Genomic DNA, 24,649 nt, shown 5'->3' on the forward strand with positions numbered 1-24,649 from the left:
GGATGCCTCGCTGTGAGCATAAGAAAAGTTCTCCCAGGACAGACAGGGAGAACTTTTTTTGCCATAACAGGGCAAAGGAATAACATGAGGTTGGAAATCTTACGAAAATAGGATATAATAAACAGATACGCAGAGGCGTTTGGGCCCTTGTACACGAGGGTATGGTTTCATTTGTAATAGATTTGACGGCAACAGAAGGTGAATACATGAGTGAAGGAAAAAGATATTTAGATAAAGTAACCGGACAACTGAAGGAGAGGATTGGAGAAGTGAGAGAATCCATTCTCCAGGGACAGAAAGATATTGAGGGGATGCATGAGTATTACTGGGAAAACTATACAGAGATGGACCAGTACGGCTATGAGGATTTCGATAACCAGCAGGCACTTCTCCATCAGGTCAATGCAAACCAGGAGCAGCAGGCTTATCTTCACAGGCTGGAGAAAATGCTGGATTCTCCTTTTTTCGGAAGAGTAGATTTTCGCTATGAGGGGGAGGAGGAGTCAGAAAAGTTTTATATAGGAATCGGAAATTTTTCTCAGAAAGCAGGACACATGCCCCTGATTTATGACTGGCGGGCGCCGGTAAGCGGTTTGTTTTATGATTTTGACAAGGGACCTGCTTCCTATGAGGCCCCTCTCGGTCTTATGGAAGGGGAGATTACCTCTAAATGGCAGTATAAGATCCGGGGTGGCCGGATGATTTACGAATTTCAAAGTGATATGAAGATTGATGACGAGATCCTGAAGGCAGAATTGGGCGGCAATGGAGATGTGCAGCTGAAAAACATTGTCCGGACCATTCAGAAAGAGCAAAATGCCATTATCCGGAATACGAAAGACCGGATAATGGTGATCCAGGGAGCAGCAGGATCCGGGAAAACTTCTATTGCGCTTCATCGGATCGCATATCTGCTGTACCATGATCGGAAAAATCTGAAATCGTCGGATATTTTGATCCTGTCTCCAAACAGTGTGTTTTCAGACTATATTTCCCATATCCTTCCGGAACTGGGAGAAGAAAATATCCAGGAAATGAGTTTTGATCTTTTTGCTTACCGTGAACTGCGGGATGCGATCAGAGACTGTCATGACCGGTATGATCAGATAGAGCTGGAATTACAGGGACTGACGAAGGAAGAGAAAAGAAGGCTGGAAGAAAAACAGTCAGAGACTTTTGTGTCTCAGGCGGAGGGATTTCTTGCATTACTGGAAGACGAGCTGATGGCCTTTAAAGAAGTGGAGTTCAGAGGATTAAAACTTACGGAAAATGAACTGATTCATCTGTTTTACTTTAAGTTTCAGGATATTCCTCTTTTGTCCAGGATGGATGCAGTTATGGAATATTTTATAGACGAATATGAAACTTTTCATGACTGTACTCTTTCAGAAGAAGATCTGGATACTATCGCCAAAAAATTTCAGAAACTTTATGTGACCAGGGACTTATATAAGATCTATAATAAATTTCTGGAAGAAAACGGCTATCCCATGCTTCCTGATGTCCCCCAGGAAAAGCGGGTGCTGGCCTACGAGGATGTATATCCTCTTTTGTATCTGAAGTACAAACTCTGCAGGGTCCGGGATCATAGAAATATCAAACATCTGGTCATAGATGAGATGCAGGATTATTCCTATCTCCAGTATCTGATCCTACGGCAGATGTTTAACTGCAGAATGACCATATTGGGAGACCGGGCCCAGACCATGGAGGAACGGAACCACGATGTTCTGGAATTTCTGCCGGGGATTTTCGGAAAGGATATGCAGAAGATCATCCTGAACAAAAGCTACCGGAATACAGTGGAGATTGCTGAATATGCCAATAGGACTGCAGGTATTCGGGATATGGAGATCTTTCAGCGCCACGGGAAAGAAGTGGAGGAGAAAAAACTGGATGGAAAAGAGGAGGCTGTGGAGGAAATTTTCAAAAATCTGGCCCTGGGTTCCAAGGGCTATGAGACAGCCGCTCTGCTGACAATGAGCGAGGAAGAAGCCCTGGAGGTTTATAAGGATCTGAGGGAAAAAGAAATCCCGGCCTTTTATGTGGACAGAAACAGTTCTTCTTTTAAAAAAGGATTGACCGTTACCACCTTTTATCTGGCAAAAGGCCTGGAGTTCGATCAGGTATTTGTGCTGGCCAGAAAGAAGAAGACGCCTCTGCTGATCCAGGCAGAGTATATCTGTGCCACCCGGGCACTTCATGAATTGTATGTTTACGAATGTTTATAAAATCATAAATTTGGGCAATCCTATCCGTAAGGAGAATGTATCTTTTCAAAAGTTATTTACTGTTGACTAACTGTGAAGGGACATTTTAGAATATAGGAAAGATAACAGCCTTGACAACGGAGGGAGGTATTCTTATGCAGGCATTGTCGCAGACAAAGCGTGGTGAAAGCTACACCATTAAATGGATATTCGGAATACCTGAGGTGCTGGAATTTATGAAGCGTTACCAGATTCAGGAGGGCAGTCAGGTTCAGGTGATCCAGAATCATAAGGACTGCGTGATCATTGGCGCCCGGGATAAGAGACTGGCAATTGGTAAAGAAATCGCAGACCGGATAAAGGTATGAGGATTCAGCCCATTATGAAATGCAGCGTTCAAAGAAGAACAAAAAGACTTCTTTGGACGCTGCATTTTTGCTAGGAATTTTGCCGGGGGTGTTATATAATGATACCAAAGTGGAAGAACAAATATTTTTGCGGACAGGAAATGACGTCTGTATAGCTGGAAGGGAGCAGAGGATATGAATACGATTGAATTATTAGATAAACTGCAGAGACAGGCTATGAGCGATGAAAAACTTAGAAAGGAGCTTCTGGAGACCAGAAAGGCAGAGAATCCACTGGGAGCTTTTTGCAGGAAATGCCGGGAATTAGGCTATGAGATCTATGAGATGGAACTGGTCACTGCAGGAGAAGAATTTTATGCGGAGATGAAGAGAAGTACCAATGGCGGAGGAGAGAATTCTCCGAAACTGGACGGGGAAGACGATTTTTATGAGATGTTCTTAGCAAGCATGGAGGAGGAAGAGGAGTATGAGCAGGGTAAAAAGAAGTGAAAAACTGAACTCTCTGTTTTCGGAGGACTATCGGGTGATCGATTTTCTTCCCTACCATGTGGCAGAACATGGCAACAGTATTTTTGAAGAGGTGGAAAGTTATTTCCTTCAGGATAAACAGCTTCAGGAATTCTGCGATAAAGCTATTGCCATTATTTTAAAGGTTATCTGTTATTATCCCTTTGAAGTATATGTAGAGGAGTATCCCCCTTTAAAACCGAAAAGAAACGGCTGGCTGAAAGAGAAACGATGCGATCTTCTGGTGAAGATCTTAAAAAGAGTCATTATGAAGAAAAAGGGGCAGGTAGATATTCTTCTGGGAAAAGAAAATTCCATCATCAGCATTACAGGAGGAGTCCTCAGCATTGCAGTATACAATGAGAGCGAATCCCTGAAAGATCTGCTGGATAAAGTGGTGGAGACAGAAGGTCTGTATTATTGGAAATACAGGGTATGAATTTTTGAGGGTTAAGCCCGGTTTATTCTATCCGAGAGAGGAAAAGGAATATGTTCTTTAAGAAAAAAGAAAAGCGGCTGTCCTTTGACCGGAACAGACAGATTCCGGTAATACGTTCCAGTATCTGTACGGGAGAAAAGACTGCCGGATTTAAAGATCAGGAAACAGGAAAATTCCAGGATATCTGCTGCATCCGCAGCGACAAAGATCTGGAAGAATTTATGAAGACTTACGGAATCTCCAGGGAGGAGATCAGGACAGAATATTAAGACAGAGGAGAATACATATATGTTGAGAGAGATCGATCTGGCGGAAGTTTCCGACGGAAAGCTGTACACATCCAGAGATATGGTAAAAGCCGGCTGCGACGATTGCCGTGGATGCTGTGACTGCTGCAAAGAAATGGGGAAATCGGTGGTTCTGGACCCCTATGATGTATTCCGCCTGGAAGCGGGACTGGGCCAGAGTTTTCAGGAGCTTCTGACCTATGCCCTGGAGTTAAACGTGGTGGACGGGATCATACTTCCCAATCTGAAAATGGCCGGCGAGGCAGAACGGTGCAGTTTTCTTGATCCGGAAGGAAGATGCAGCATTCATCCCCATCGACCTGGATTCTGCCGGATGTTCCCTCTGGGACGGATCTATGAGGAGGAGGGATTTCATTATTTTCTCCAGGTTCACGAATGTTCGAAACAGCCGAAGACCAAAGTAAAAGTAAGCAAATGGCTGGATACTCCGGAACTGAAAAAATACGAGGCTTATGTCCTGGAATGGCATAATTTTTTGAAAAAAGTAGAGAAAATTCTGGAACAGTTCCAGGAGCCGGAGGGGGCCAAAAATGTATCTATGTATATCCTGAAGAACTTCTACCTGGCACCCTGGGACTTTACCGAGGACTTTTATGGGCAGTTCGAAGAAAAGCTGAAAGCGGGGGAGAAGTATTTTTTCTGATTGGCGCAATGGCAAATGACCAAATTTATAACTATGTCTCGGATTATATGGATGGTGTCATTACAAGAGAACAATTCTGGGTATTAGCAAAGTTTAAATATCCTACACATCAGATTACCCTCAGTGTACAAGGGGCGTTTGGCCCCTTGTACACTGAGGGTAACTTCTGTACTAAAGAAGCATTACAATGTTTAAAATACAGGGGCTATGAGGAGGTTAAATAGGTTATGGAGAATCAGGGAAGAGAAGACCGGAAGGATAATGATCTGTTTTTTACATGCAGCCTGATAGACTATATTGCCAGAAAGACAAAAAATAAGAGAGCCACAGTCGTTCAGTTATTGGGTAAAAAAAGGCTGGAAAAAATATATGATTTAGCAGATATTTACCACAGCGATAATATTGAACGGGTCAGCGATGATTTTATAGAGGAGGCCCATATTCCAACAGGAATCTTTGACAATGTGGGTGATTGTAAATATGCGATACCAACCCATTGGGATATTGGAAAAGTTTATAAGAGATTAATTAAAAACGTTGCCCAGGAAAAACATATAGATGTTATTGAAGCGCTACAGATGGTGTATAATTCTTTTATCAGTGAAAAAATAGATGATTATAACAGCAGCGTATATTATGAAAATCCTTCATATTTGTATGAATGTTTTGTAGAAAATAAAATGCTATAGGTCAGGCATCACAGAAAAATCTGCCAGAAAGCACTGGGGAATCGAGGACCGGGAAATCAGATGGATAATTCCGGAATATATGAAGAAGGTTATAAAAATTTTGATCTATTATAAAAATCTTGTAGATAGTATCACACCGGTTCCAGCACCAGAGCCAGTAAATATAACAGTATCGAAAATATAAGAAAAAGTCTGGGATTTTCCAAGAAGGAGATTGCAGTTTTTGGAGACGATATGAATGACTTGGAAATGCTGTCTGGATATGAATACAGTATTGCAATGGAAAACGGGGAAGAAAGAGTAAAAAATGCGGCAGGATTTATCACTTTGGACAATGACAGCAATGGGATTATTTATGGATTAAGCAAATATTTGGATATAATATAAAATTTCTCCCGTCAGGCTCACAGTTTTCGCTGTGTTCCCGGCGGGAGATTTTTACTATTCTTCAGGGGAAGTGGTGACCGCTTTTTCTGCCCTGTGGAAGAGCTTGCTGCTAAAAAACAGGATCAGTCCCACAGCTACAATCCCAATGGAGATAAATTGAGAGGTAGACAGGCTTCCCACAGTTCCCCGGTCATCTGCCCGCAAAAACTCAATGAGGAACCGTCCGATACCATAAAGAATCAGATAAAGAGCTCCGGTTCTGCCTTTTGGCCGTGTCTTTCTGCTGTAGAGGAGAAGAATGGCCATGATCAGAAAATCCCCTGCCGAAGAGAAAAGCTGAGTGGGCAGCAGCTTTACCCCTGAGGGAGCCATGCTGTGTTCCGGAAAGACCACACCCAGGAAGGAATCTGTTTCCCTGCCATAACAGCAGCCTGCCAGAAAGCAGCCGATCCGTCCGAATCCCTGAGCAACGGCGATGGAGGGAGCAAGTAGATCAAAGTACTCCAGGAATACCAGTTTTTTCTGCCGGCAGTAAATAACTGCGGAGAGAACACCTACAATGATTCCTCCATAGACCACAAAGCCCTCGCCGCCCATAACGGACATAGGATCTACTATAAACTGATCAAACTCTACAATTACATAAAGCAGTTTTGCTCCGATAAAGCCGGAGAGCACGCCGATAATGGCGATGGTCAGAACTGCGTCATCACTCATTCCACGCTTCTTTGCACGGTACATTCCCATAGCAATGCATACCAGAATTCCCACAGCGATCATCAGCCCATAACTGTATATGGTAAATGGTCCTATGGAAAATAATTCCATTCTCATATCTTTTCAGCTCACTTTCCTGTATAAAATTTCGTCTCCTCATTATAGCATTTAATCCCAGAAGGAACAAGAAAGATTTGCCGGAGGAATTCTGAAGATTTTCTAAACAGGAGCGAGGCCGTAATAAATTTAAGACATGGACCCAACATATATAGCATAATTAATGTCTTGCTTTGTATAGTAGGCGATAGCTACTTGGCTGTCAACAGATATAGGGTCTGAAATCGGATCACAAACAGATAACAACGTAGTATTTGATAGTTACTTGGGTTCCCGGGCTGATTAGATTATCTGTGGCAGGATTGAACTCTGAGATATTGGTTTGAACTTGCTCTGCATTCGATATATCAAATGCTACCTTACGATCTTCTCCTTCTCCAGGATAAAGTCTGCTGCCAGTGTTTTTTAAGTCTGCATACATTGTATTTTCATCAACGGAAAGGACATAACCTACGGTAGTCTGGATATCCGGGGTAGTCTCTGCTTCATCAGCATTTACGGAGGAATCAGCGTATGAGGAATCTTCCACGTCAGATGAAGGCGTAGTTTCGCCTTCCGATGCTGCATTGTCCGATTCAGTAGTGTCCGCATTTGGCGCAGAAACTTCTATATCGGAAGAAGGATTGAAAAATGAACAGCTAGAAGTAAATGGTAGAGTAAAACAAGTTATGATGCTTAAGAGAACATATTTTTTCACAAAATTACCTCCTCGCTTTTTGTTTATAGAATAACAAATCATAATAATAATTCAACCTTTAAACTGACCAAAGGATTTAAACTTTTTATAAATTCTTATAAAGTATAGATAAAGATACTCAATGGCTTGGAAAAGTATCATCTAAAGGATGTTTTTAGATATTTTGTTATTGTCTTTGTGGTGGATTTTTTCGATTTTTAAAATATCTGTGAATTTTTCCATAAGGAATCACAACCAATATAGCAGCCAATAATAGGCCGATAGCCGGAAGAAACGATAGAATAATTTCTTTTATATCATAAATCCGTTTGCTGTTTTGCACAATCCAATCATAGAGGCTTCCCATAGCAGATGCGGAACAGTGATAAGAAAATTGAATCAGCCGATTTTCTCCTTGGATTTCATTGTGAGAAATTTGGTATCCGTCAGGCATGGCAGAACTATCGATGGTCTCATCAGCCGGAACCTGAACTGTAACAGATATATAGCTCCATTCTGCATCAAAAGTATGCTGATAATAGCGCAACTTTAAAATCTTTGTGCTGTCAGGTAAAATGGACGGCCAAGGAATATTATCGCTAATAATGGCAATATTGTCCTCTATTTTTTCTGAAATGTCGTAAATCATATAAGGACTGTCTTTTAAAGCGATAGCAAGGAGCATTGCCAGGCAGCTTGCGAATAGTAATACAACGCATACAACTATACGAATCACCTCAAAGATCCATAAGCCTATTTTTTTCATAAGCTTTTCACCACCAATCTATAATAATTTGACATTATTATAGATTATTCATATTTTGCAATCAAGAGGCTGCTTTTTCTGTCTCAACCTTCCTTTCGAACCCGAAAAATCTTACGGAACAGGAAGCGTACCAGGGGCCCGCAGTAAAATACCTGCCAGATAAGAGCCATAGGGAAGTTGCAGGCAACGGTCTGGAGCCATACAGGAAGGAAATGGATCCCGGGATGTTTGAAGATAAAAGTGGCCCAGAGGCTCATGATCGGACACATAAAGGCAACGGTTACACAGGCCCTTACGGTAGTGACCAGCAGGGGATTATCTTTTCCCGGAACCGCCATTTTAAAAGCGATTTTAGGAGCCAGACGGTCAATGAAGAAAAACCCCATGACAAAGCAGATGGGAAACATAAAACGCATTTCTGACAAAGCATTGGGCAGGGCACTGTAAGTCAGCCCTTCGTCTCTCAGCCCTGCATTATAAAGCTCCATGGCGATGACCATGAAAAAGGTCATCAGCACTCCATAAGTCAAATCCTGTAGTTTGCTACAGGATTTGACTCCTGCGGCAGTCGCCAAATGGTCCTGCTGGGGCACGCCCGCTTGGCTCGTTGCCCGCAGAAATTCCTGAAATTTTGTTTTTGGCATAATTTAAGTCCTCCTTTGTTTTTTAGACAAACAAAAACGCAGTCTATACACATAGACTACGCCTGAAAGACTTATTTCTATTGTTTATGTAAGACATACGTATTGTCAGCTTTTTGCGGAACATATTATAGCAGGAAATATTTTGAACTTCAAGAGAAAATCAGACTTTTTTTCTATGGCCGCCAATGGTAGAATAGGAAAAGAATCTTATGTGATAGGAAGCCGAGGGCAGAAATTATGAAAATTTTACATACAGCGGACTGGCATTTGGGAAAGCTTCTGGAAGGAAGGAGCCGTCTGGAAGAACAGAAAATTGTTATGGAGCAGCTGGTGGCTATGGCCGAAGAAGGGCAGGCGGATATGGTCTGTGTGGCCGGAGATATTTTTGACAACGGCCATCCTTCTGCGGGAGCGGAAGCTCTTCTCTACCAGACTTTGAAGGATCTGAGCAATGGAGGGGAAAGACTGGTGGTCCTGATTGCAGGGAATCATGATCAGCCATCAAGGCTGGAGGCGGTGATCCCTTTGGTAAGAGAACACGGGATCCTGATCTATGGAACGCCCCGCTCAAAGATTGAATCGGGACAGTATGGAAAGTTTCAGATAGAGTCCCTGGATGAGGGAGTCTTTTCTTTTGAAAAAGGGGGAGAGCAGGCAGTAGTTGCCTGCGTGCCCTATGCCAGTGAAAGGACCCTGAACGAGGTACTCTACCGGGACCAGGAAGAAGACCAGGAAAGAGCAGTTACCTATGCCCAGAAAATGCAGGAGCTTTTTGCCAAAAGAGCCCGGTGGTTTGCAAAAGACACTATAAATATCCTGATGGCTCATGTTTTTACTCTTGGCTGTATCAAGGACGGATCAGAGCAGAGTCTGAGCCTGGGGAACAGTTATCTCCTTCCTATGGAGACTTTTCCGGAAGAGGCAGATTATGTGGCGCTTGGCCATGTGCACCGGCCACAGAAGGCTGTGGGGAGTCAGGGCAGGATCCGATACAGCGGATCTCCTCTCCCTTACCGGCTCCAGGAAACTACGGTGGCAAAGGAATGTCTTCTGGTGACTTTGCACCCGGGCCAGAAGCCGGAGACAGAAGATCTGTATTTTGACAATCCAAAGCCTATTGAAAAATGGGTATGCGGGGACTACCAGGCAGCTTTGGAAAAGTGTATGGAAAATCAGGACAGGCCCTGCTATGTTTATCTCCATATCCATACGGACAGCTTTATAAGAGAAGAGCAGATCAAAGAACTGAAGAAATACAAAGAAGATATTCTGGAAGTGGTTCCTCTTTTTCCTTCCCGGGACAGGGAGGAAGAGAAGGGAAACTTTCTGGAAAAGAGTTTTCAGGAGCTTTTTACCGAATATTATGCGGAGAGAAAAGGCGTAGAACCGGAAGCGGAACTTTTGGAGACTCTCACAGAGATCATAGAAAAGGAGAGGGAATATGAGACCGATCTGGATAAAGATTAAAGGACTGAACAGCTTTCTGGAGCCTCAGGAAATTGACTTTCAGGAACTGACCGGGGAAGGGCTTTTCGGGATCTTCGGGCCGACGGGAAGCGGGAAAAGCAGTATCCTGGACGGGATCACCCTGGCTTTATACGGAACCACAGCCAGAAACAGCACGAATTTTATCCATGTGAGTACAGACAAAGCGTTGGTAGACTATATTTTTTCTGTAAAGACAAAGGAAATCCATACCTACCGGGTGACCAGAGGATTTAAGCGTTCAAAAGAAGGCAGCATCCGCAGCGACGGCGCCCGTTTTCTGGAAATCCTGGAAGACAGAGAAGAAGTGCTGGCGGATAAGGTGGGATCTGTAAATGAAAAATGCAGAGAAATTATCGGCCTGTCAAAAGAAGATTTTTTCCGGACCGTAGTCCTTCCTCAGGGAAAATTTTCCGAGTTCCTCAAGCTGGACGGTATGGAACGGAATAAAATGCTGGAGAGATTGTTCCATCTGGAAAAATACGGGGAATCTCTGGTCCAGATCATCCGGGGGAAAGTCCAGCAGTGGCAGGGGCAGGAGAAGGAGCAGCTTGGGGCCCTTTCCAGATATGGAGAAATCACCCGGGAGAAAGTCCGGGAGCTGAAGGAGAAAGAAAAGACCTGCCAGGAACAGTTCCAGAAGGATGCCCTGAAGCTTCAGGAGTCCAGAAAAAAACTGGAAGAAGAGAAAGTCCGGTTTGAAGCCCAGAAAGAGTACGACAGTCTGGAAAAAGAAGCCCGGCTGCTGGAAGGACAGCAGGGAGAAATGCTTCTGGCAGAAGAACGGATCGGACAGGCACAGAAAGCAGAGCGGCTTTGGAAGGTCCTGCAGGATTTCCTTCAGGGACAGGAGAACTTGACAGAGCGGAGAGAAAAACTGGAGCAGCTTTTGGGGGAACAGAAAAAACTGGAGCAGGAAAAAGCAGTTCTGGAAGAACAGGTAAAAACGGCCCAGGAGAAAAAACAGAAAGATCTCCCTGCCCTGGAAATCCAAAGGATCCGGCTGGAAGAGGGAATCGCCCTTCTGGCAGGACTGAAAACCCTGGAAGCGGAATCACAGAATAAGAAAAAAGCCCTGGAAGACCGAAACCGCCAATTACAGGAAGACCAGGCCAAGCTGGAAAAACTGGAGAACGATCTGAAGCTGTACGAAGAAGAAAGAGAAAAGGCTGCTTTTGCTCTGAATAAGGTTAAAGTAACAGTCCAGGAGCAGGAGACGATCCAGGAGGGGTACCGGCTCTGGCTGGAACTGGGAAGAAGAAAAGAGGAAGAGAAGAGAAAAAAAGAGGAACTGGGACAGCTTTTGGCCCGGCAGGAAAAAGAAAATGGAGATCAGCAGAAACTGGCTGAGGAGAAGGCCCAGGCAGCGTCCCGGCTTTTAGAAGCCCAGGAAAAGAGAAAAGAGGATGAGGCTGCTCTGGCAGGGCTTGCTCATCTGGAAAGCTTTAAAGAGAAGCTTTTCCGTGTAGAAGAAGAACAGGTCAGGAAAAAGGCCCTGGAAGAGCAGAAAAAGGAACTGGCAGCCCAGGAAGAGAAACTTATGCAGGAGCTTCAGAGAGCCCAGGAAGTGAAGAACCTGGCTATGGAGGAAAAGGCCCGGGCAGATGAAGCCTACCGGAAGAATCTGGCTTACATACTGGCCAGAGATTTAAAGGAAGGACAGCCATGTCCGGTCTGCGGCAGCATACACCATGAAAGCCTTTCCTCTTCTATGGAGGACCAGGAAAATCCTGAGGAAAAGAGAGAACAGGCAGAAAGAAGGCTTCAGGAGATTTCCGGAAACATTACCCGGTTTAAGACTCTTCTGGAGAATAACCGGCAGCAGGAGAAAGTCCGCAAAGAGGAGGAGGGACGGCTGAACCGGGAGTTTCTTCATATGGATCTGGAGGAGGAGAAAAAGAACCTTTCTGTCAGAGAGCAGGAAAGAGAGAAACTGACAGAAAAGACAGAAACTGAAAAGAAAACAGAAACAGAAATCCAGAACAGGATCCTTGAGCTGGAAAAGTCCATTGCAGGGAAAAAGGCCCGAATAGAGAGCCTTGGAGGAGAAGGGACCAGAAAGCAGAAGGAGCTGGATAAGCTGCAGGAGGAAATAGTGGACCTGGAAAAAGGGTTTGAAAGCCTGCCCCGGAAAGTTTCAAAAGAAGATTTCCCCGGCATTTATCAGGAACTTCAGGAGAAAAATCAGCGCAGGGAAAGGTGTCAGGAATATCTGGAAAAATTAGAGACTGCCATTGAGGCCAGAAGAAAAAGCAGGGAAAAGGGATCCAGGATTATTCAGGAGGAACAGAACGAAAAGACCAGGCTGGAAGCAGAACTTTTGAGAATGGAAAAAGAGCTTCAGGAGAAGAAGGAGCAGATCCGGGAAAAGACAGGAGCTGCAGAAGGGCTGGAAGAGAAAAAGGAAAGCCTTCTCAGAGAAAAACAAACGCTGGAAACCTATATAAAAGAGCAGGAGGAGCAATGGCAGCTTTTTCAGGAAAGAGAAAAACGTATCGGACAGGAACTGGCCTCAGGCCAGGCTCTGGCAACAGAAGGAGAAAAAGAAGTCCGGAAACGGGAAGTAGCTCTGAAAGAGAGTATGGCAGAGGAGGAAGTAGAGAGTATTTCCTGGATCCAGGCCCAGCGGATGGAAAGGGAGGAGCTGGAAACTCTCCGGGAAAAACTGGAAGCTTTTCAGAATAAGGTTCTGTCTGTGAAATCCCAGATGGATTCTGTAAAAGCCCGGTCAAAGGGAGCAAAGATATCCGAGGCCCAGATGGAGGAGCGAAAAAAGGGAGTACAGGATCTGGAAAACCGTCAGGTCGAGACAAACCGGATCCTGGGAGGTCTGCGGAAAGAAAGAGAGCAGACTGAGAAAGCCTGGAAAGAAAAAGAGGCTCTGGAAGAAAAGATGGGACAGATCCGTCACAAGCTGGATCTTTTACAGGAGCTGGAAGGACTTTTCCGGGGAAAGAAATTTGTAGAATATGTAGCCCGGTATTATATGGAGTATGTATCCAGAGAGGCAGATGAGAAGTTGAAAGAAATGACCGGAAACAGTCTGGGACTGGAGACAGACCAAAGCGGTATGTTTATTATCCGGGATTATAAAAACGGCGGCGCCACCCGTCCGGCTTCCACTTTATCAGGAGGCGAGACTTTTATGGCTTCTCTGGCCCTGGCTCTGGCCCTTTCTTCCCAGATCCAGATGAAAGGAGCAGCTCCTATGGAACTGTTTTTCCTGGATGAAGGCTTTGGAACCCTGGATGAGAAGTATCTGGAGATCGTTATGGAAGCCCTGGAGAAGATCCGGGACCGGAAGCGGAGCGTAGGGGTGATCAGCCATGTGGAAGAGATCAAAGCCCGGATTCCGGTAAGGCTTATCGTAGAGCCCTCAAGGGCAGGAGAAGGCGGAAGTAAAATACACATAGAAAGGGAGTAAATCTTGTGAGAAAAATGCGGCTTGCAAAAAGAGAGATACAGGAGAAAAAACGGCTTATGGAAATCCTGGAGCAGGCAAAAGTGCTGCGGATCGGCACCATGGACCAGGATGGGATCTATATTGTCCCGGTAAATTACGGATATTCATGGGAAGAAGGAGAACCTCTGAGATTTTATATCCATTCGGCAAAAGAAGGGAGAAAAGTCCAGGCCTTTGCCGCCAGGGAAGACGTGGGGTTTGAACTGGATCTGGAGCAGGGCGTGATCCGGGGAACTTACACCTGCAGTTATTCTTATGCTTATCAGAGTATTACAGGGACAGGAAAGATCCGGCTTTTAGAAAATAGGGAAGAGAAAGAACATGGACTTTCCAGGATCATGGAGCATATGGCCCCGGAGGCAGAACTTTCCTTTTCCCCGGATATGCTTCAGGCGGTAAATGTATATTGTCTGGAAACGGTTTCTTTTAGAGGAAAGGAGCGGAAACCGAAAAAAACTGAAGAGGAGGAAAAGACAGATGATCAGTCATGAACAGATCGAAGAATTTATCTGCCAGTACCCGGTGTATCAGTACGCTTTTTTTTCTCCAGAGGACATAGAGTTTTCTGAAAGAGTAAGGTGGATCTGCCAGAATGAATGTGAAAGATATGATACTACCTGGGCCTGCCCACCGGCAGTGGGAACTGTGGAGGAGTGCAGAGAAAAGTGTCTTACCTATAAAGAGTGCTTTCTTTTTTCCACTATTGCCTCAGTGTCAGATGTAATAAATTTAGAAGAGACTTTGGCTACCAGGGGAGAACATGAAGAGATTACAGCTTCTATTGAGAAGTTCATCAGAAGCCAGGGAACGGAGTGTATCGCTCTTTCTACAGAATCCTGTGATATTTGTGAACACTGCGCCTACCCTGAGGGACCTTGCAGATTTCCGGAGAAGATGCATCCCTGTCTGGAAAGCCATGGCATTATCGTCAGTGAGCTGGCAGACAGGTATTCCATGGATTTTACCCTGAGCCCTACGGAGATACTTTGGTTCAGTCTTATCTTTATGAAGTAATTTTTTCATAGAATCTGTCATAAGCTGTGGTAAGGACTATAGGCAGGGGGACGGAACTGTTGAAGAGAAGGCTGGGGGATTTTACAGGCAGGATCGGAGATTCTCTGGATATTCCCAGAGACCTGTCATACCGAGAATCTGTGCTGACCCTTACCGGGTCCAGAGAAGTATTTATTGAAAATTATAAATGTATCCGAAAATATCAGGATACCTGTATCCTGGTCCTTTCTAAAGAAAATAAGATCCAGATTGAAGGCACCAGACTGGCTATCGCCTATTACACAGATGTGGAAATGAAGATTACGGGAAATATCTGCAGAATTATTTTTCTGTAAAGGAGGCTGGAGCTTGCAGAAATTGGAATCCTATCGAAAAGGCTATGTGCGTATCCGCTTTTGGGGAGAATCCCCGGAGCGGTTCCTGAATCTCTGTGCCTATCATAAAATCCCTGTCTGGAATCTGGTGAGCAGAGACAATGCCTATGAGATGAATATGACCGTAGAAGGTTTCCGGCATATCCGGGGAATCTGCCGGAAGTCTCATGTGAAAATAAAAATCATCGGAAAGTATGGACTGCCCTTCTTTTTTTACAGAAATAAAAAGAGAAAGGCATTTTTTCTGGGCTTTTTTCTGGGGTTATGTCTTCTTTTTCTTTTGTCCAGACATATCTGGAACATCCATGTGGAAGGAAATGTATATAACAGCACCCAGAGCATCCTGAATTATCTGGAAGAACTGAATGTCCGTCATGGCGTACTGAAAAAGAATCTGGACTGCTCTTATATAGCTGCCCGGATGAGAGAAGAATTCCCGGATATCACCTGGGTATCTGCTAAGATTTCCGGCAGCAGGCTGATCCTGGAGATAAAGGAGAACGGTTCTCTGGAAGAAAGGGAGACAGGAGAGGGGGTGCCAGTAGATCTGACTGCTCAGACAGAGGGGATTATTGTATCTATGGTTACCAGGAAGGGAACGCCGCTGAAAAAGCAGGGAGATACCTGCACTGCCGGAGAGATACTGGTAAGCGGAAGGCTGGATATTAAAAATGACAGCGGGGAAATCATAGGGTATGAATATACCCAGGCAGATGCGGATATTTATATCCAGCATGACCTGGAATACTATCAGGAATTTTCCATGGATTATAAAGAACCGGTGTACACAGGGGAACAGAGAAAGGGAATCCTGCTGCAGGTTGGAGATTATTATCTCCGCCTGAAAAGAAAAAGTGCCTGGGAAGATTATGATACAGTCACGGAACTGAAACAGGTAAAACTGACAGAAAATTTTCGGCTGCCTGTTTACTATGGAAGTGTGACAGATTATGCTTATGAAGAAAAGACTTTCACCTATTCTCAGACAGAAGCCAGAGAAAAAGCCCAGGAAGACCTGAACAGCCTTTTAAGAACTTTAGAGGAAAAAGGGGTTCAAATCTCTGAGAATCATGTTAAAATAGGAACACAGGGCAAAACCTGCACTGCCAGAGGAACCCTGACAGTAATCGAGAAGAATGAGCAGAAAACTCTTACTGAAATATTAGAACAGCCTACAGAAAGGAACACACAGGAGAATGAGTAATATTTGTGAAGAGAGGATGGAATTTCCTGCGGAACATGAGAGGAATGTTTTCGGACAGTTTGATGAATATGTAAAAAAAATGGAGAGGACCTTGGGGGTGACGGTAATCTCCAGAGACGGGCAGCTGAAGATTCTGGGACCGGAGCATGCCTGCCGCCAGGCGGTAAAAATCTTTACCCAGCTTTTGGAACTGTCAAAGAGAGGAAACACGATTACAGAACAAAACGTAAATTATGCCCTGTCTCTGGCGGCGGAGGAAAGAACTTCCGCTATTACAGAGATAGATAAGGATTATATCTGTCATACTTTAAACGGCAGGCCCATCAAGCCTAAGACCCTGGGACAGAAAGCCTATGTAGATGAGATACGAAAGAAAATGATCGTCTTTGGACTGGGGCCTGCAGGAACGGGAAAAACTTACCTGGCTATGGCCATGGCCATTACAGCTTTTAAAAACGACGAGGTAGGAAGGATCATCCTTACCCGTCCGGCTATTGAGGCAGGAGAAAAACTGGGATTTCTCCCGGGGGACCTGCAGAGCAAAGTAGACCCTTATCTCCGGCCTCTTTACGACGCCCTCTATGAAATCATGGGAGCAGACAGTTTCTCTAAAAATATGGAGAAAGGGCTGATCGAAGTGGCGCCTTTGGCCTATATGAGGGGACGGACTTTAGATAATGCTTTTATTATCCTGGACGAAGCCCAGAACACCACTCCGGCCCAGATGAAAATGTTCCTTACCAGAATCGGTTTTGGCTCCAAAGTCGTGATCACCGGAGACCAGTCTCAGAAAGACTTGCCTCATGATGCAAAATCAGGACTTGATGTAGCCATCCAGGTGCTCAGAAAGGTAGAAGACATTGCTTTCTGCCAGCTTACCAGCAAAGACGTAGTGAGACATCCTCTGGTACAGAAAATCGTACAGGCCTATGATGATTACGAGAAGAAACAGAAACCTGAGAAGAAAGAAAAATATGTAAGAAAAGACAGAAGGAGATAAGATATGACGCTGAATCTGGATATGGATGCAGACTATCAGAAAGAGTTTGATTTTGACCTGGAGGAAACTGGAAAAAAAGTCATGGAAGGGACCCTGGATCATGAAAACTGTCCCTATGAGGCAGAAGTGAACTTGGTGCTTACGGACAATGAAGAGATCCGCAGGACCAATCGGGAGTTCCGGGATATAGACCGGGAGACGGATGTGCTTTCTTTTCCTATGCTGGAATATGGCCGGCCAGGGGATTTCTCTCATGCCGAGGAGGACGAGTCCTGTTTTAATCCGGATACAGGAGAGTTGATCCTGGGGGATATTATGATCTCTGTGCCGAAACTGAAAGAGCAGGCGGAGGCTTATGGACATTCCCAGTTAAGAGAGTATGCTTTTCTTATTACTCACAGCCTTCTGCATCTGATGGGCTATGACCATATGGAGGCAGAGGAGGCTGTTCTCATGGAAAACAGGCAGAGAGAGATCCTGGAAACCCTGGGGATCACAAGATAAATGTATAAAGTAGAAAAATCAGTCGATACTATAAACAAAAATATTTCAGGAATCGGATAAGGAGGATTCTGTATGAGAAGAATTGTTTATGGTATCGGCTTATTTCTTGCCTTTCTTTTTCTGGGGGTAGGTTTTTTTCTGAGCTATCAGGTGGCGGATCTGAGGCAGGAGATGTCTAAACTTCAGGAGAGCAGCGCCCAGGAAAGACAGCAGGTATCCACCCTTGTTTCTTCTAAAGATCAGGAACTGGTATTTGAGACTTATGAGGAAGGCAGCCTTTTACGAAACCGTTATCGGATCACTGCCTATGGACCGGAACAGATTGTTTTGCGTCAGGAGGAAGAAGAAAGCAATGGGTCTGACCAGGAATTTCTGCTGAAAGTGGAAAACGGCTGTATTACGGTATATGACAAAGAAAGCGGGGAGGTTTTTGAGCATACCAATATCCCCCTGGAAACCCTGCCCCAGGAGCTTCAGGCGGAAGTTCTTCTGGGAAAGACGCTGTCAGGAGACCAGGAACTTTACAGTTTTTTAGAGAACTACTCAAGCTGAAGATGTGAGAAATTCCAAGCCTACTGTATATGCACAGATGATTCCACTGTCTCCTGGTCTGACAGTGCTGTATGGGCCTGGTCCGCTGTAGCGACCAGATCGCCTAAAAGCTCAAGTTCTCCGTAAGCGTCACTTAAAATCGTAAGAATATACGGATTATCTTCTTGAAAAGGCGGCGTCCCATGTGATAGTCATCTCAGAACTTTCTGCTTCAAGAATGTTGATAAAAGGTTCTTCGGTTTCTTCATTGACTTCAGTTTCTGCGGCTGTTTTAGCTTCAGCCCCTTCTTTAGATATGTTCTCTGCTTTATTTGTCTGTCCGTCTGAAATTTTCTGGAATGCAGCAGCAGACAGAAAGACTACAGATCCCATCATGACTGTGCACTGAAAAAGTTTTGTGATTTTTTCTATAAGCCATATCTGTTCTCGTATCGTAATAATTTTGAAAAAAATATACATAATTTCATAACAAAAATAGTAGCATGCACTTTAACAAAATACAAGAATGCTGAGGAAAAGTTCGCAGTTTTTTCACAATTTATCCTTCAGTGATCAATCGACGAAAAAAACAAGATACTGAAAGTATAGACGAACCGGGAAAAATAGTGTATGATTTACCGTATCAGTTCAGCCCTGTACAGGGTGGAACCGTTAGGAAGAACAACATTTCATGAGGTGCGGACAGATGAATATTCGTGAAAAACTGAAAGATAAGAAAAGAGTTGTGATAAAAATAGGCTCTTCTTCTCTGACTCATAAGGAGACTGGCCGCCTGGATCTGATCAAAATGGAGATTTTGGTCAGAGAGCTGGCAGACCTTCACAATCAGGGGAAGGACGTCATTGTGGTATCTTCCGGAGCCATTGCGGTGGGAAGAGCAGTTATGGGAATCCATGAGCGCCCTTCCGCATTAGCCCAGAAACAGGCCTGTGCAGCCATTGGTCAGGCCAGGCTGATGATGATCTATCAGAAGCTATTTGCAGAGTATAATCAGACGGCAGCTCAGGTACTGCTGACAAAGTATACCATGATCAATCCCAAAACAAGAGATAACGCCAGAAATACTCTCCAGAGCCTTCTGCATATGGGGGCTATTCCCATTGTCAATGAAAATGACACCGTGTCTACAGATGAGATTGAGTTTGTAAATACTTTCGGAGACAACGATACCCTTTCTGCCCTGGTGGCAGCACTGACAGATGCGGATATGCTGATCCTTTTGTCAGACATTGACGGTCTCTTTACAGACGACCCCCATTTGAATCCGGATGCGGAGTTTATTGACGTAGTAGAAAAGATTGACGACCATTTTATGAAAATGGGAAAGGAAAGTTCCGGCAGCAGTGTGGGTACCGGAGGCATGGCTACCAAGCTTTCCGCAGCCAGGATCGCTACCGGTGCGGGAGCGGATATGGTTATTGCAAATGGAGCAGATTTTCATGTGATACATAAGATCATGGAGGGAAGAAATTATGGAACTCTGTTTCTGGCAGACAGAAAAGAGAGAGATGCCCTTCACAAAATGTTTGAAAATTTATAGATAAAGGAGTACGCAGATACATGGATCAGAAAACCATTGACAGAATCAACGAACTGGCCAGAAAGGCTAAAACAGAGGGACTTACCCCTGAAGAAAAAGAAGAACAGAAAAAGCTGAGAACAGAATATATTGCGGTGATCCGCATGAACCTCCGGGCACAGCTTGACAATATTGATATTCAGGAAAAAGATGGAAGTATAACAAATTTAGGAGAAAAATATGGCCTCAAAAAAGGAAATTAGAAAATATGTCTTTGCAAAACGTAAAGAAGTGACACAGGAAGAGGCAGACAGACTCAGCATGTCTATCTTTGAGAAGGTAGTCAGCCTTCCCGAATTCAAAGAAGCCTCCTGTGTATATGCCTATGTAGATTATAATAAAGAGGCATCCACCAGGGAGATCATCCGAAAAGCCTGGGAGAATGGAAAACGGGTGGCAGTGCCAAAGGTAACAGGCCCTCATGAGATGAAATATTATTATCTGGAGGACTTTTCTCAGCTAAAGCCCGGCTATTTTCAGATACCGGAGCCGGAAGACTGTCCGGAAGCAGCAGAGGAAGACGCTTTCCTTATCGTTCCCGGGGTGGCCTTTGATGAGAACCGCCACCGGGCCGGTTATGGGCAGGGATTTTATGACCGATATCTTGCAGGACACAGAAAACACAAGACGGCAGCCCTTGCTTTTGAGTTTCAGATTGTGGAGGAAGTGCCGGCGGAAGATACAGATATCTTTCCAGATAAAGTAATTACGGAGAAAAGAATTATTTGCTGATGGACAGCTCCATTTGGGGCTGTCTTTTCTATTTGACAAATTTAGTTGAAAAAGTTAAATTGTTAATATATACTAATTAGATAATGCCCGGAAAGGACTTTGAAATAAAATGGAAAATAAAGAAATAGTGTTTACTACAGAAATAGATCAGCTCATAGAAAACATGGATCTGACCCAGGAGCCGCCTATAAAGGAGCCGGAAAGGCAGTACTGGTTTATGAAGAAGGCCCGGCAGCTTGTCCAGGAAAAGGAACAGGAACTGGGACGTCCATTAACTGCCTGCACAGTGACTTTCGGCTGTCAGATGAATGCAAGAGATTCAGAAAAACTGGCTGGTGTACTGGAGCGTATCGGCTATGTGGAGACAGAAGATGAGAATGCAGACTTTGTTATCTACAATACCTGTACGGTCCGGGAAAATGCCAACTTGCGCGTCTATGGAAGGCTAGGCTATCTACACAGTCTGAAAAAGAAAAACCCCCATATGATGATCGCTCTCTGCGGCTGTATGATGCAGGAGCCCCAGGTAGTGGAAAAGCTGAAAAAAAGCTATTCTTTTGTAAACTTGATCTTCGGTACTCACAATATCTATAAATTTGCGGAGCTGGTAGTTTCGGCTCTTTTGTCTGACCGTATGGTCATCGACATTTGGAAAGATACAGACAAGATCGTGGAGGATTTGCCCACAGAGCGAAAATATCCTTTCAAATCCGGGGTAAATATCATGTTTGGCTGCAACAATTTCTGCAGCTACTGTATTGTTCCCTATGTAAGAGGACGGGAGCGGAGCAGGAATCCCAGGGATATTATCCGGGAGATTGAACGTCTGGTAGCAGACGGGGTGGTGGAAGTTATGCTTCTGGGACAAAATGTAAATTCTTATGGAAAAAACCTGGAAGAGCCTATGACTTTCGCACAGCTTCTTCAGGAAGTGGAAAAAATCCAAGGATTGAAGCGGATTCGGTTTATGACCTCTCATCCTAAGGACTTATCCGACGAGCTTATTGAGGTGATGAAAAACAGCAAAAAAATCTGCCGCCATATTCATCTGCCGCTCCAGTCAGGAAGCAGCCGAATATTGAAGCTGATGAACCGGCGGTATGATAAGGAAAGGTATTTGGAGCTGGTGAGAAAGATTCGTGAGGCTATGCCGGATATTTCCCTTACTACAGATATTATTGTGGGATTTCCCGGGGAGACTGAGGAAGACTTTTTGGAGACTATGGATGTAGTTGAGAAAGTCCGCTATGACAGCGCCTTTACCTTTATCTATTCCAAGAGAACAGGTACTCCCGCAGCAGTGATGGAAGACCAGGTGCCGGAAGAGGTGGTAAAAGACCGTTTTGACCGGCTGCTAAAGAAAGTACAGGAAATCGGAAGAGAGATGTCCTCCAGAGACAGGGGAACTGTCCAGGAAGTACTGGTAGAAGAGCAGAACAACCAGGATCCCCATCTGGTTACAGGAAGGCTCTCAAACAATCTGCTAGTACATTTTCCAGGAGATACTTCTCTTATCGGCCAGCTTTGTCAGGTAGAGCTTCTGGAGTGCAGAGGATTTTATTATATGGGCAGGAAAGTAGGATAAAGAGGCAGAATGGGAATTTCAATAAAAGAAGTGGATGTATCTGTGGTTTCCCCCATGATGCAGCACTATATAAAGACAAAAGAAGAATATAAGGACTGTATTTTATTTTATCGTCTGGGCGATTTCTATGAAATGTTTTTCGAGGATGCAGAAACCGTATCCCAGGAGCTGGAGTTAACCCTGACGGGAAAGGACTGTGGTTTGGCCGAGAGGGCGCCCATGTGCGGCGTCCCCTTTCATGCTGCAGACAATTATATTAACCGGCTGGTGGAGAAAGGCTACAAGGTAGCTATCTGCGAGCAGGTGGAAGACCCTAAAAAAGCCAAGGGCATTGTAAAGCGGGAAGTGATCCGGGTAGTTACTCCGGGAACAAATCTCTACACCCAGGCACTGGACGAGACAAAGAATAATTATATTATGTCTGTAGCCTATATCTCCAACCGCTTTGGGATTGCTTTTGCAGATGTGACCACAGGAGCGTTTATGGTTACAGAAGTAGAGAAGCTTCGGAATCTTCTGGATGAAATCTACAAATTTTCCCCGGCGGAAATAATCTGCAACGAGGCTTTCTGCATGAGCGGCGTGGATTTGGAAGAGCTGAGAAACCGGCTCCATATATCTGTGTCGGCTCTGGATAACTGGTATTTTGATGATGACCTGTGTGACAGGACGCTAAAGGAACATTTTCATGTGGGTACGCTGGAAGGGCTTGGATTGAAGGACTATGACTGTGCAGTGATTGCGGCAGGGGCTCTCCTCACTTATCTTCTGGAGACTCAGAAGACTTCTCTGGAGCATATGCGGGAGATCACGCCTTATATCACGGATAAGTATATGTTGATCGACAGCTCTACCAGGAGAAACCTGGAGCTGACAGAGACTATGCGGGAAAAAGAAAAAAGAGGGTCTCTTCTCTGGGTGCTGGATAAAACCAAAACCGCCATGGGAGCCAGGATGCTTCGGTCTTTTATTGAGCAGCCTTTGATCGAGCAGGAGGCGATCAACCGGCGTCTGGATGCCGTAGAGGAAATTAATCGTCAGGAAATGGACCGGGAAGAAATACGGGAATATCTGGGGCCGGTTTATGACCTGGAGCGTCTGATCAGCCGGGTCAGTTATCAGTCTGCCAATCCCAGGGATCTGATCGCTTTTAAGACTTCTATAGGGATGATTCCCCATATCCGCAGGCTTCTGGCCCAGTTTCAGAGCGAGGAGCTGCAGAAAGTCTATGAAGATATGGACGAGCTCCAGGATCTGTACCAGGTCCTGGATAAGGCTATTGTAGAAGATCCTCCTTTGGCTATGAAAGAGGGCGGGATCATCAAAGACGGCTATGATCATCAAATTGATGATTTCCGTCAGGCCAAGACCAAGGGAAAAACATGGCTGGCTGAACTGGAGGCAGAGGAAAGAGAGAAAACAGGAATTAAAAACCTGCGGATTAAATTCAACAAAGTTTTTGGCTATTATCTGGAAGTGACCAACTCTTTTAAGGATATGGTCCCGGATTATTATACGAGAAAACAGACTTTGACCAATGCTGAGCGGTATATTACTCCCCGGCTAAAGGAACTGGAGGATATGATCCTGGGGGCGGAAGACAAGCTTTATGCTCTGGAATATGACCGGTTTGCTGAGATAAGAAATATGATTGCCGGGGAAGTGGAACGTATCCAAAAAACTGCCCGGGCTATTGCAAAGCTGGATGCCTATCTTTCTTTGGCATTGGTGGCCTCCAGGAATCAATATGTCCGGCCAAAGATTAATACGAAAGGCATTATCGACATAAAGGACGGACGCCACCCGGTAGTGGAGAAGATGATCACCAATGACATGTTCATTCCTAATGACACTTATCTGGATAACGGAAAGAACCGGATATCTGTGATTACAGGCCCCAATATGGCAGGAAAGTCCACTTATATGCGTCAGACGGCACTGATTGTTTTGATGGCGCAGATTGGTTCTTTTGTACCGGCCAGTAAGGCAAATATCGGTATTGTAGACCGGATTTTTACCAGAGTAGGAGCTTCTGATGATCTTGCCAGTGGTCAGAGTACTTTTATGGTGGAGATGACAGAGGTAGCCAATATCCTGCGGAATGCCACTGCAAAAAGCCTGCTGATCCTGGATGAAATTGGAAGAGGCACCAGCACTTTTGACGGTCTGTCCATTGCATGGGCTGTAATCGAACACATCAGCAATCCAAAGCTTTTAGGCGCCAAGACTCTTTTTGCCACTCACTATCATGAGCTGACGGAACTGGAAGGAAAGCTGCCGGGAGTAAACAACTACTGCATCGCCGTGAAAGAGCGGGGAGATGACATTGTGTTCCTGCGTAAGATCGTCAAAGGCGGTGCAGATAAAAGTTACGGTATCCAGGTGGCTAAATTGGCGGGAGTTCCAGATTCAGTTATTAACAGAGCCAAGGAATTGGTGGAAGAACTGGTCAGTGCGGATATCACCGCTACGGTGAAAGATATTGCCTCGGAGGGAAAGAAAACGAAGCTCAAACAGCCGGTTCACTATGACGAGGTAGACATGGAACAGATTTCTCTTTTTGATACGGTAAAGGATGACGATGTATTAGAGGAGCTGAAATCTATTAAAATTGATGAGCTGCGTCCGGTAGATGCTTTAAATGTACTGTACCGGCTCCAGAATAAGCTGAAAAACAGATGGTGAT

General features: G+C 44.7%; 25 protein-coding genes and 2 pseudogenes. 23 read left to right on the forward strand and 4 right to left on the reverse strand.

Annotated features, from left to right (window positions below):
- Positions 1-206: 206 nt before the first annotated feature.
- From B5G00_RS02000 to B5G00_RS02040, 9 genes and pseudogenes are all read left to right on the forward strand, one after another.
- Entirely contained in the window at positions 207-2,231 is a 2,025-nt protein-coding gene (locus tag B5G00_RS02000; protein ID WP_087267748.1) for a HelD family protein, read from the forward strand.
- A gap of 134 nt (positions 2,232-2,365) precedes the next feature.
- Positions 2,366-2,578: a FeoA family protein gene (locus B5G00_RS02005; protein WP_087267750.1), complete on the forward strand. Its 213-nt coding sequence runs from the start codon at positions 2,366-2,368 to the stop codon at positions 2,576-2,578.
- Between the two features lie 174 nt (positions 2,579-2,752).
- On the forward strand, positions 2,753-3,067 hold the full coding sequence (locus B5G00_RS02010) for a hypothetical protein (RefSeq protein ID WP_087267752.1): 315 nt from the start codon (positions 2,753-2,755) through the stop codon (positions 3,065-3,067).
- A complete protein-coding gene (locus tag B5G00_RS02015; RefSeq protein ID WP_087267755.1) occupies positions 3,045-3,524 on the forward strand; it encodes a hypothetical protein in 480 nt (159 codons plus the stop codon). The genes B5G00_RS02010 and B5G00_RS02015 overlap by 23 nt, the downstream gene beginning before the upstream one ends.
- A 50-nt stretch (positions 3,525-3,574) precedes the next feature.
- Complete coding sequence (locus B5G00_RS02020; RefSeq protein ID WP_087267757.1) at positions 3,575-3,793, forward strand: aspartate dehydrogenase; 219 nt, start codon at positions 3,575-3,577, stop codon at positions 3,791-3,793.
- 19 nt (positions 3,794-3,812) lie between these two features.
- The gene (locus B5G00_RS02025) at positions 3,813-4,475 is read left to right on the forward strand and encodes a YkgJ family cysteine cluster protein (protein ID WP_087267760.1); all 663 of its coding nucleotides are present in this window, start codon (positions 3,813-3,815) and stop codon (positions 4,473-4,475) included.
- Positions 4,472-4,699 (forward strand): annotated as a pseudogene (locus B5G00_RS19735) (DUF3990 domain-containing protein); the annotation flags it as partial. The gene B5G00_RS02025 and the pseudogene B5G00_RS19735, both read left to right, overlap by 4 nt.
- Positions 4,700-4,702: 3 nt before the next feature.
- Positions 4,703-5,164 carry a hypothetical protein gene (locus B5G00_RS02035; protein WP_087267764.1) on the forward strand — a complete coding sequence of 154 codons (462 nt, stop codon included), beginning with the start codon at positions 4,703-4,705 and terminating at the stop codon, positions 5,162-5,164.
- 162 nt (positions 5,165-5,326) lie between these two features.
- Positions 5,327-5,551 (forward strand): annotated as a pseudogene (locus B5G00_RS02040) (HAD family hydrolase); the annotation flags it as partial.
- A gap of 54 nt (positions 5,552-5,605) precedes the next feature.
- Here the strand turns inward: B5G00_RS02040 and B5G00_RS02045 are convergent.
- The 4 genes from B5G00_RS02045 to B5G00_RS02060 all read right to left on the reverse strand — a co-directional run bounded on the left by B5G00_RS02045 (position 5,606) and on the right by B5G00_RS02060 (position 8,471).
- Positions 5,606-6,385, reverse strand: coding sequence for a prolipoprotein diacylglyceryl transferase (locus tag B5G00_RS02045; protein WP_087267770.1), 780 nt, complete (start codon positions 6,383-6,385; stop codon positions 5,606-5,608).
- 229 nt (positions 6,386-6,614) lie between these two features.
- Positions 6,615-7,082, reverse strand: coding sequence for a hypothetical protein (locus B5G00_RS02050; RefSeq protein ID WP_087267774.1), 468 nt, complete (start codon positions 7,080-7,082; stop codon positions 6,615-6,617).
- Positions 7,083-7,248: 166 nt separating this feature from the next.
- Positions 7,249-7,827: a hypothetical protein gene (locus B5G00_RS02055; protein ID WP_087267777.1), complete on the reverse strand. Its 579-nt coding sequence runs from the start codon at positions 7,825-7,827 to the stop codon at positions 7,249-7,251.
- 83 nt (positions 7,828-7,910) lie between these two features.
- On the reverse strand, positions 7,911-8,471 hold the full coding sequence (locus tag B5G00_RS02060) for a DUF2798 domain-containing protein (RefSeq protein WP_140403104.1): 561 nt from the start codon (positions 8,469-8,471) through the stop codon (positions 7,911-7,913).
- 237 nt (positions 8,472-8,708) lie between these two features.
- Here B5G00_RS02060 and B5G00_RS02065 point away from each other — a divergent pair, with 237 nt between their 5' ends.
- The 14 genes from B5G00_RS02065 to mutS all read left to right on the forward strand — a co-directional run bounded on the left by B5G00_RS02065 (position 8,709) and on the right by mutS (position 24,648).
- Positions 8,709-9,938: an exonuclease SbcCD subunit D gene (locus B5G00_RS02065; RefSeq protein ID WP_087267780.1), complete on the forward strand. Its 1,230-nt coding sequence runs from the start codon at positions 8,709-8,711 to the stop codon at positions 9,936-9,938.
- On the forward strand, positions 9,913-13,380 hold the full coding sequence (locus B5G00_RS02070) for an SbcC/MukB-like Walker B domain-containing protein (RefSeq protein ID WP_087267783.1): 3,468 nt from the start codon (positions 9,913-9,915) through the stop codon (positions 13,378-13,380). The genes B5G00_RS02065 and B5G00_RS02070 overlap by 26 nt, the downstream gene beginning before the upstream one ends.
- Positions 13,381-13,394: 14 nt before the next feature.
- The gene (locus B5G00_RS02075) at positions 13,395-13,910 is read left to right on the forward strand and encodes a pyridoxamine 5'-phosphate oxidase family protein (protein ID WP_242971262.1); all 516 of its coding nucleotides are present in this window, start codon (positions 13,395-13,397) and stop codon (positions 13,908-13,910) included.
- Complete coding sequence (locus B5G00_RS02080) at positions 13,897-14,433, forward strand: DUF2284 domain-containing protein (RefSeq protein ID WP_087267789.1); 537 nt, start codon at positions 13,897-13,899, stop codon at positions 14,431-14,433. Before B5G00_RS02075 ends, B5G00_RS02080 begins: the two co-directional genes overlap by 14 nt.
- Positions 14,434-14,492: 59 nt before the next feature.
- Positions 14,493-14,768 (forward strand): YabP/YqfC family sporulation protein, encoded by a 276-nt coding sequence (locus B5G00_RS02085; RefSeq protein ID WP_087267792.1) that lies wholly within the window; start codon positions 14,493-14,495, stop codon positions 14,766-14,768.
- Between the two features lie 13 nt (positions 14,769-14,781).
- On the forward strand, positions 14,782-16,011 hold the full coding sequence (locus tag B5G00_RS02090) for a sporulation protein YqfD (protein ID WP_087267795.1): 1,230 nt from the start codon (positions 14,782-14,784) through the stop codon (positions 16,009-16,011).
- Positions 16,004-17,011, forward strand: a complete 1,008-nt coding sequence (locus B5G00_RS02095; protein WP_087267798.1) for a PhoH family protein — start codon at positions 16,004-16,006, stop codon at positions 17,009-17,011. Before B5G00_RS02090 ends, B5G00_RS02095 begins: the two co-directional genes overlap by 8 nt.
- A 3-nt stretch (positions 17,012-17,014) precedes the next feature.
- Positions 17,015-17,515: an rRNA maturation RNase YbeY gene (ybeY, locus tag B5G00_RS02100; RefSeq protein WP_087267800.1), complete on the forward strand. Its 501-nt coding sequence runs from the start codon at positions 17,015-17,017 to the stop codon at positions 17,513-17,515.
- A gap of 72 nt (positions 17,516-17,587) precedes the next feature.
- Positions 17,588-18,067: a hypothetical protein gene (locus tag B5G00_RS02105; protein WP_087267803.1), complete on the forward strand. Its 480-nt coding sequence runs from the start codon at positions 17,588-17,590 to the stop codon at positions 18,065-18,067.
- 685 nt (positions 18,068-18,752) lie between these two features.
- Positions 18,753-19,607, forward strand: coding sequence for a glutamate 5-kinase (gene proB, locus B5G00_RS02115; protein ID WP_087268485.1), 855 nt, complete (start codon positions 18,753-18,755; stop codon positions 19,605-19,607).
- 20 nt (positions 19,608-19,627) lie between these two features.
- The gene (locus tag B5G00_RS02120; protein ID WP_087267809.1) at positions 19,628-19,849 is read left to right on the forward strand and encodes a DUF896 domain-containing protein; all 222 of its coding nucleotides are present in this window, start codon (positions 19,628-19,630) and stop codon (positions 19,847-19,849) included.
- On the forward strand, positions 19,827-20,378 hold the full coding sequence (locus tag B5G00_RS02125; RefSeq protein WP_087267811.1) for a 5-formyltetrahydrofolate cyclo-ligase: 552 nt from the start codon (positions 19,827-19,829) through the stop codon (positions 20,376-20,378). Before B5G00_RS02120 ends, B5G00_RS02125 begins: the two co-directional genes overlap by 23 nt.
- Positions 20,379-20,487: 109 nt before the next feature.
- Positions 20,488-21,963: a tRNA (N6-isopentenyl adenosine(37)-C2)-methylthiotransferase MiaB gene (gene miaB / locus B5G00_RS02130; RefSeq protein ID WP_087267814.1), complete on the forward strand. Its 1,476-nt coding sequence runs from the start codon at positions 20,488-20,490 to the stop codon at positions 21,961-21,963.
- Between the two features lie 9 nt (positions 21,964-21,972).
- Positions 21,973-24,648 carry a DNA mismatch repair protein MutS gene (mutS, locus tag B5G00_RS02135; RefSeq protein WP_087267817.1) on the forward strand — a complete coding sequence of 892 codons (2,676 nt, stop codon included), beginning with the start codon at positions 21,973-21,975 and terminating at the stop codon, positions 24,646-24,648.
- Position 24,649: the final 1 nt, after the last annotated feature.

It is taken from the genome of Blautia sp. An46 (genome assembly GCF_002161645.1).
Lineage (GTDB): Bacteria > Bacillota > Clostridia > Lachnospirales > Lachnospiraceae > Blautia > Blautia ornithocaccae.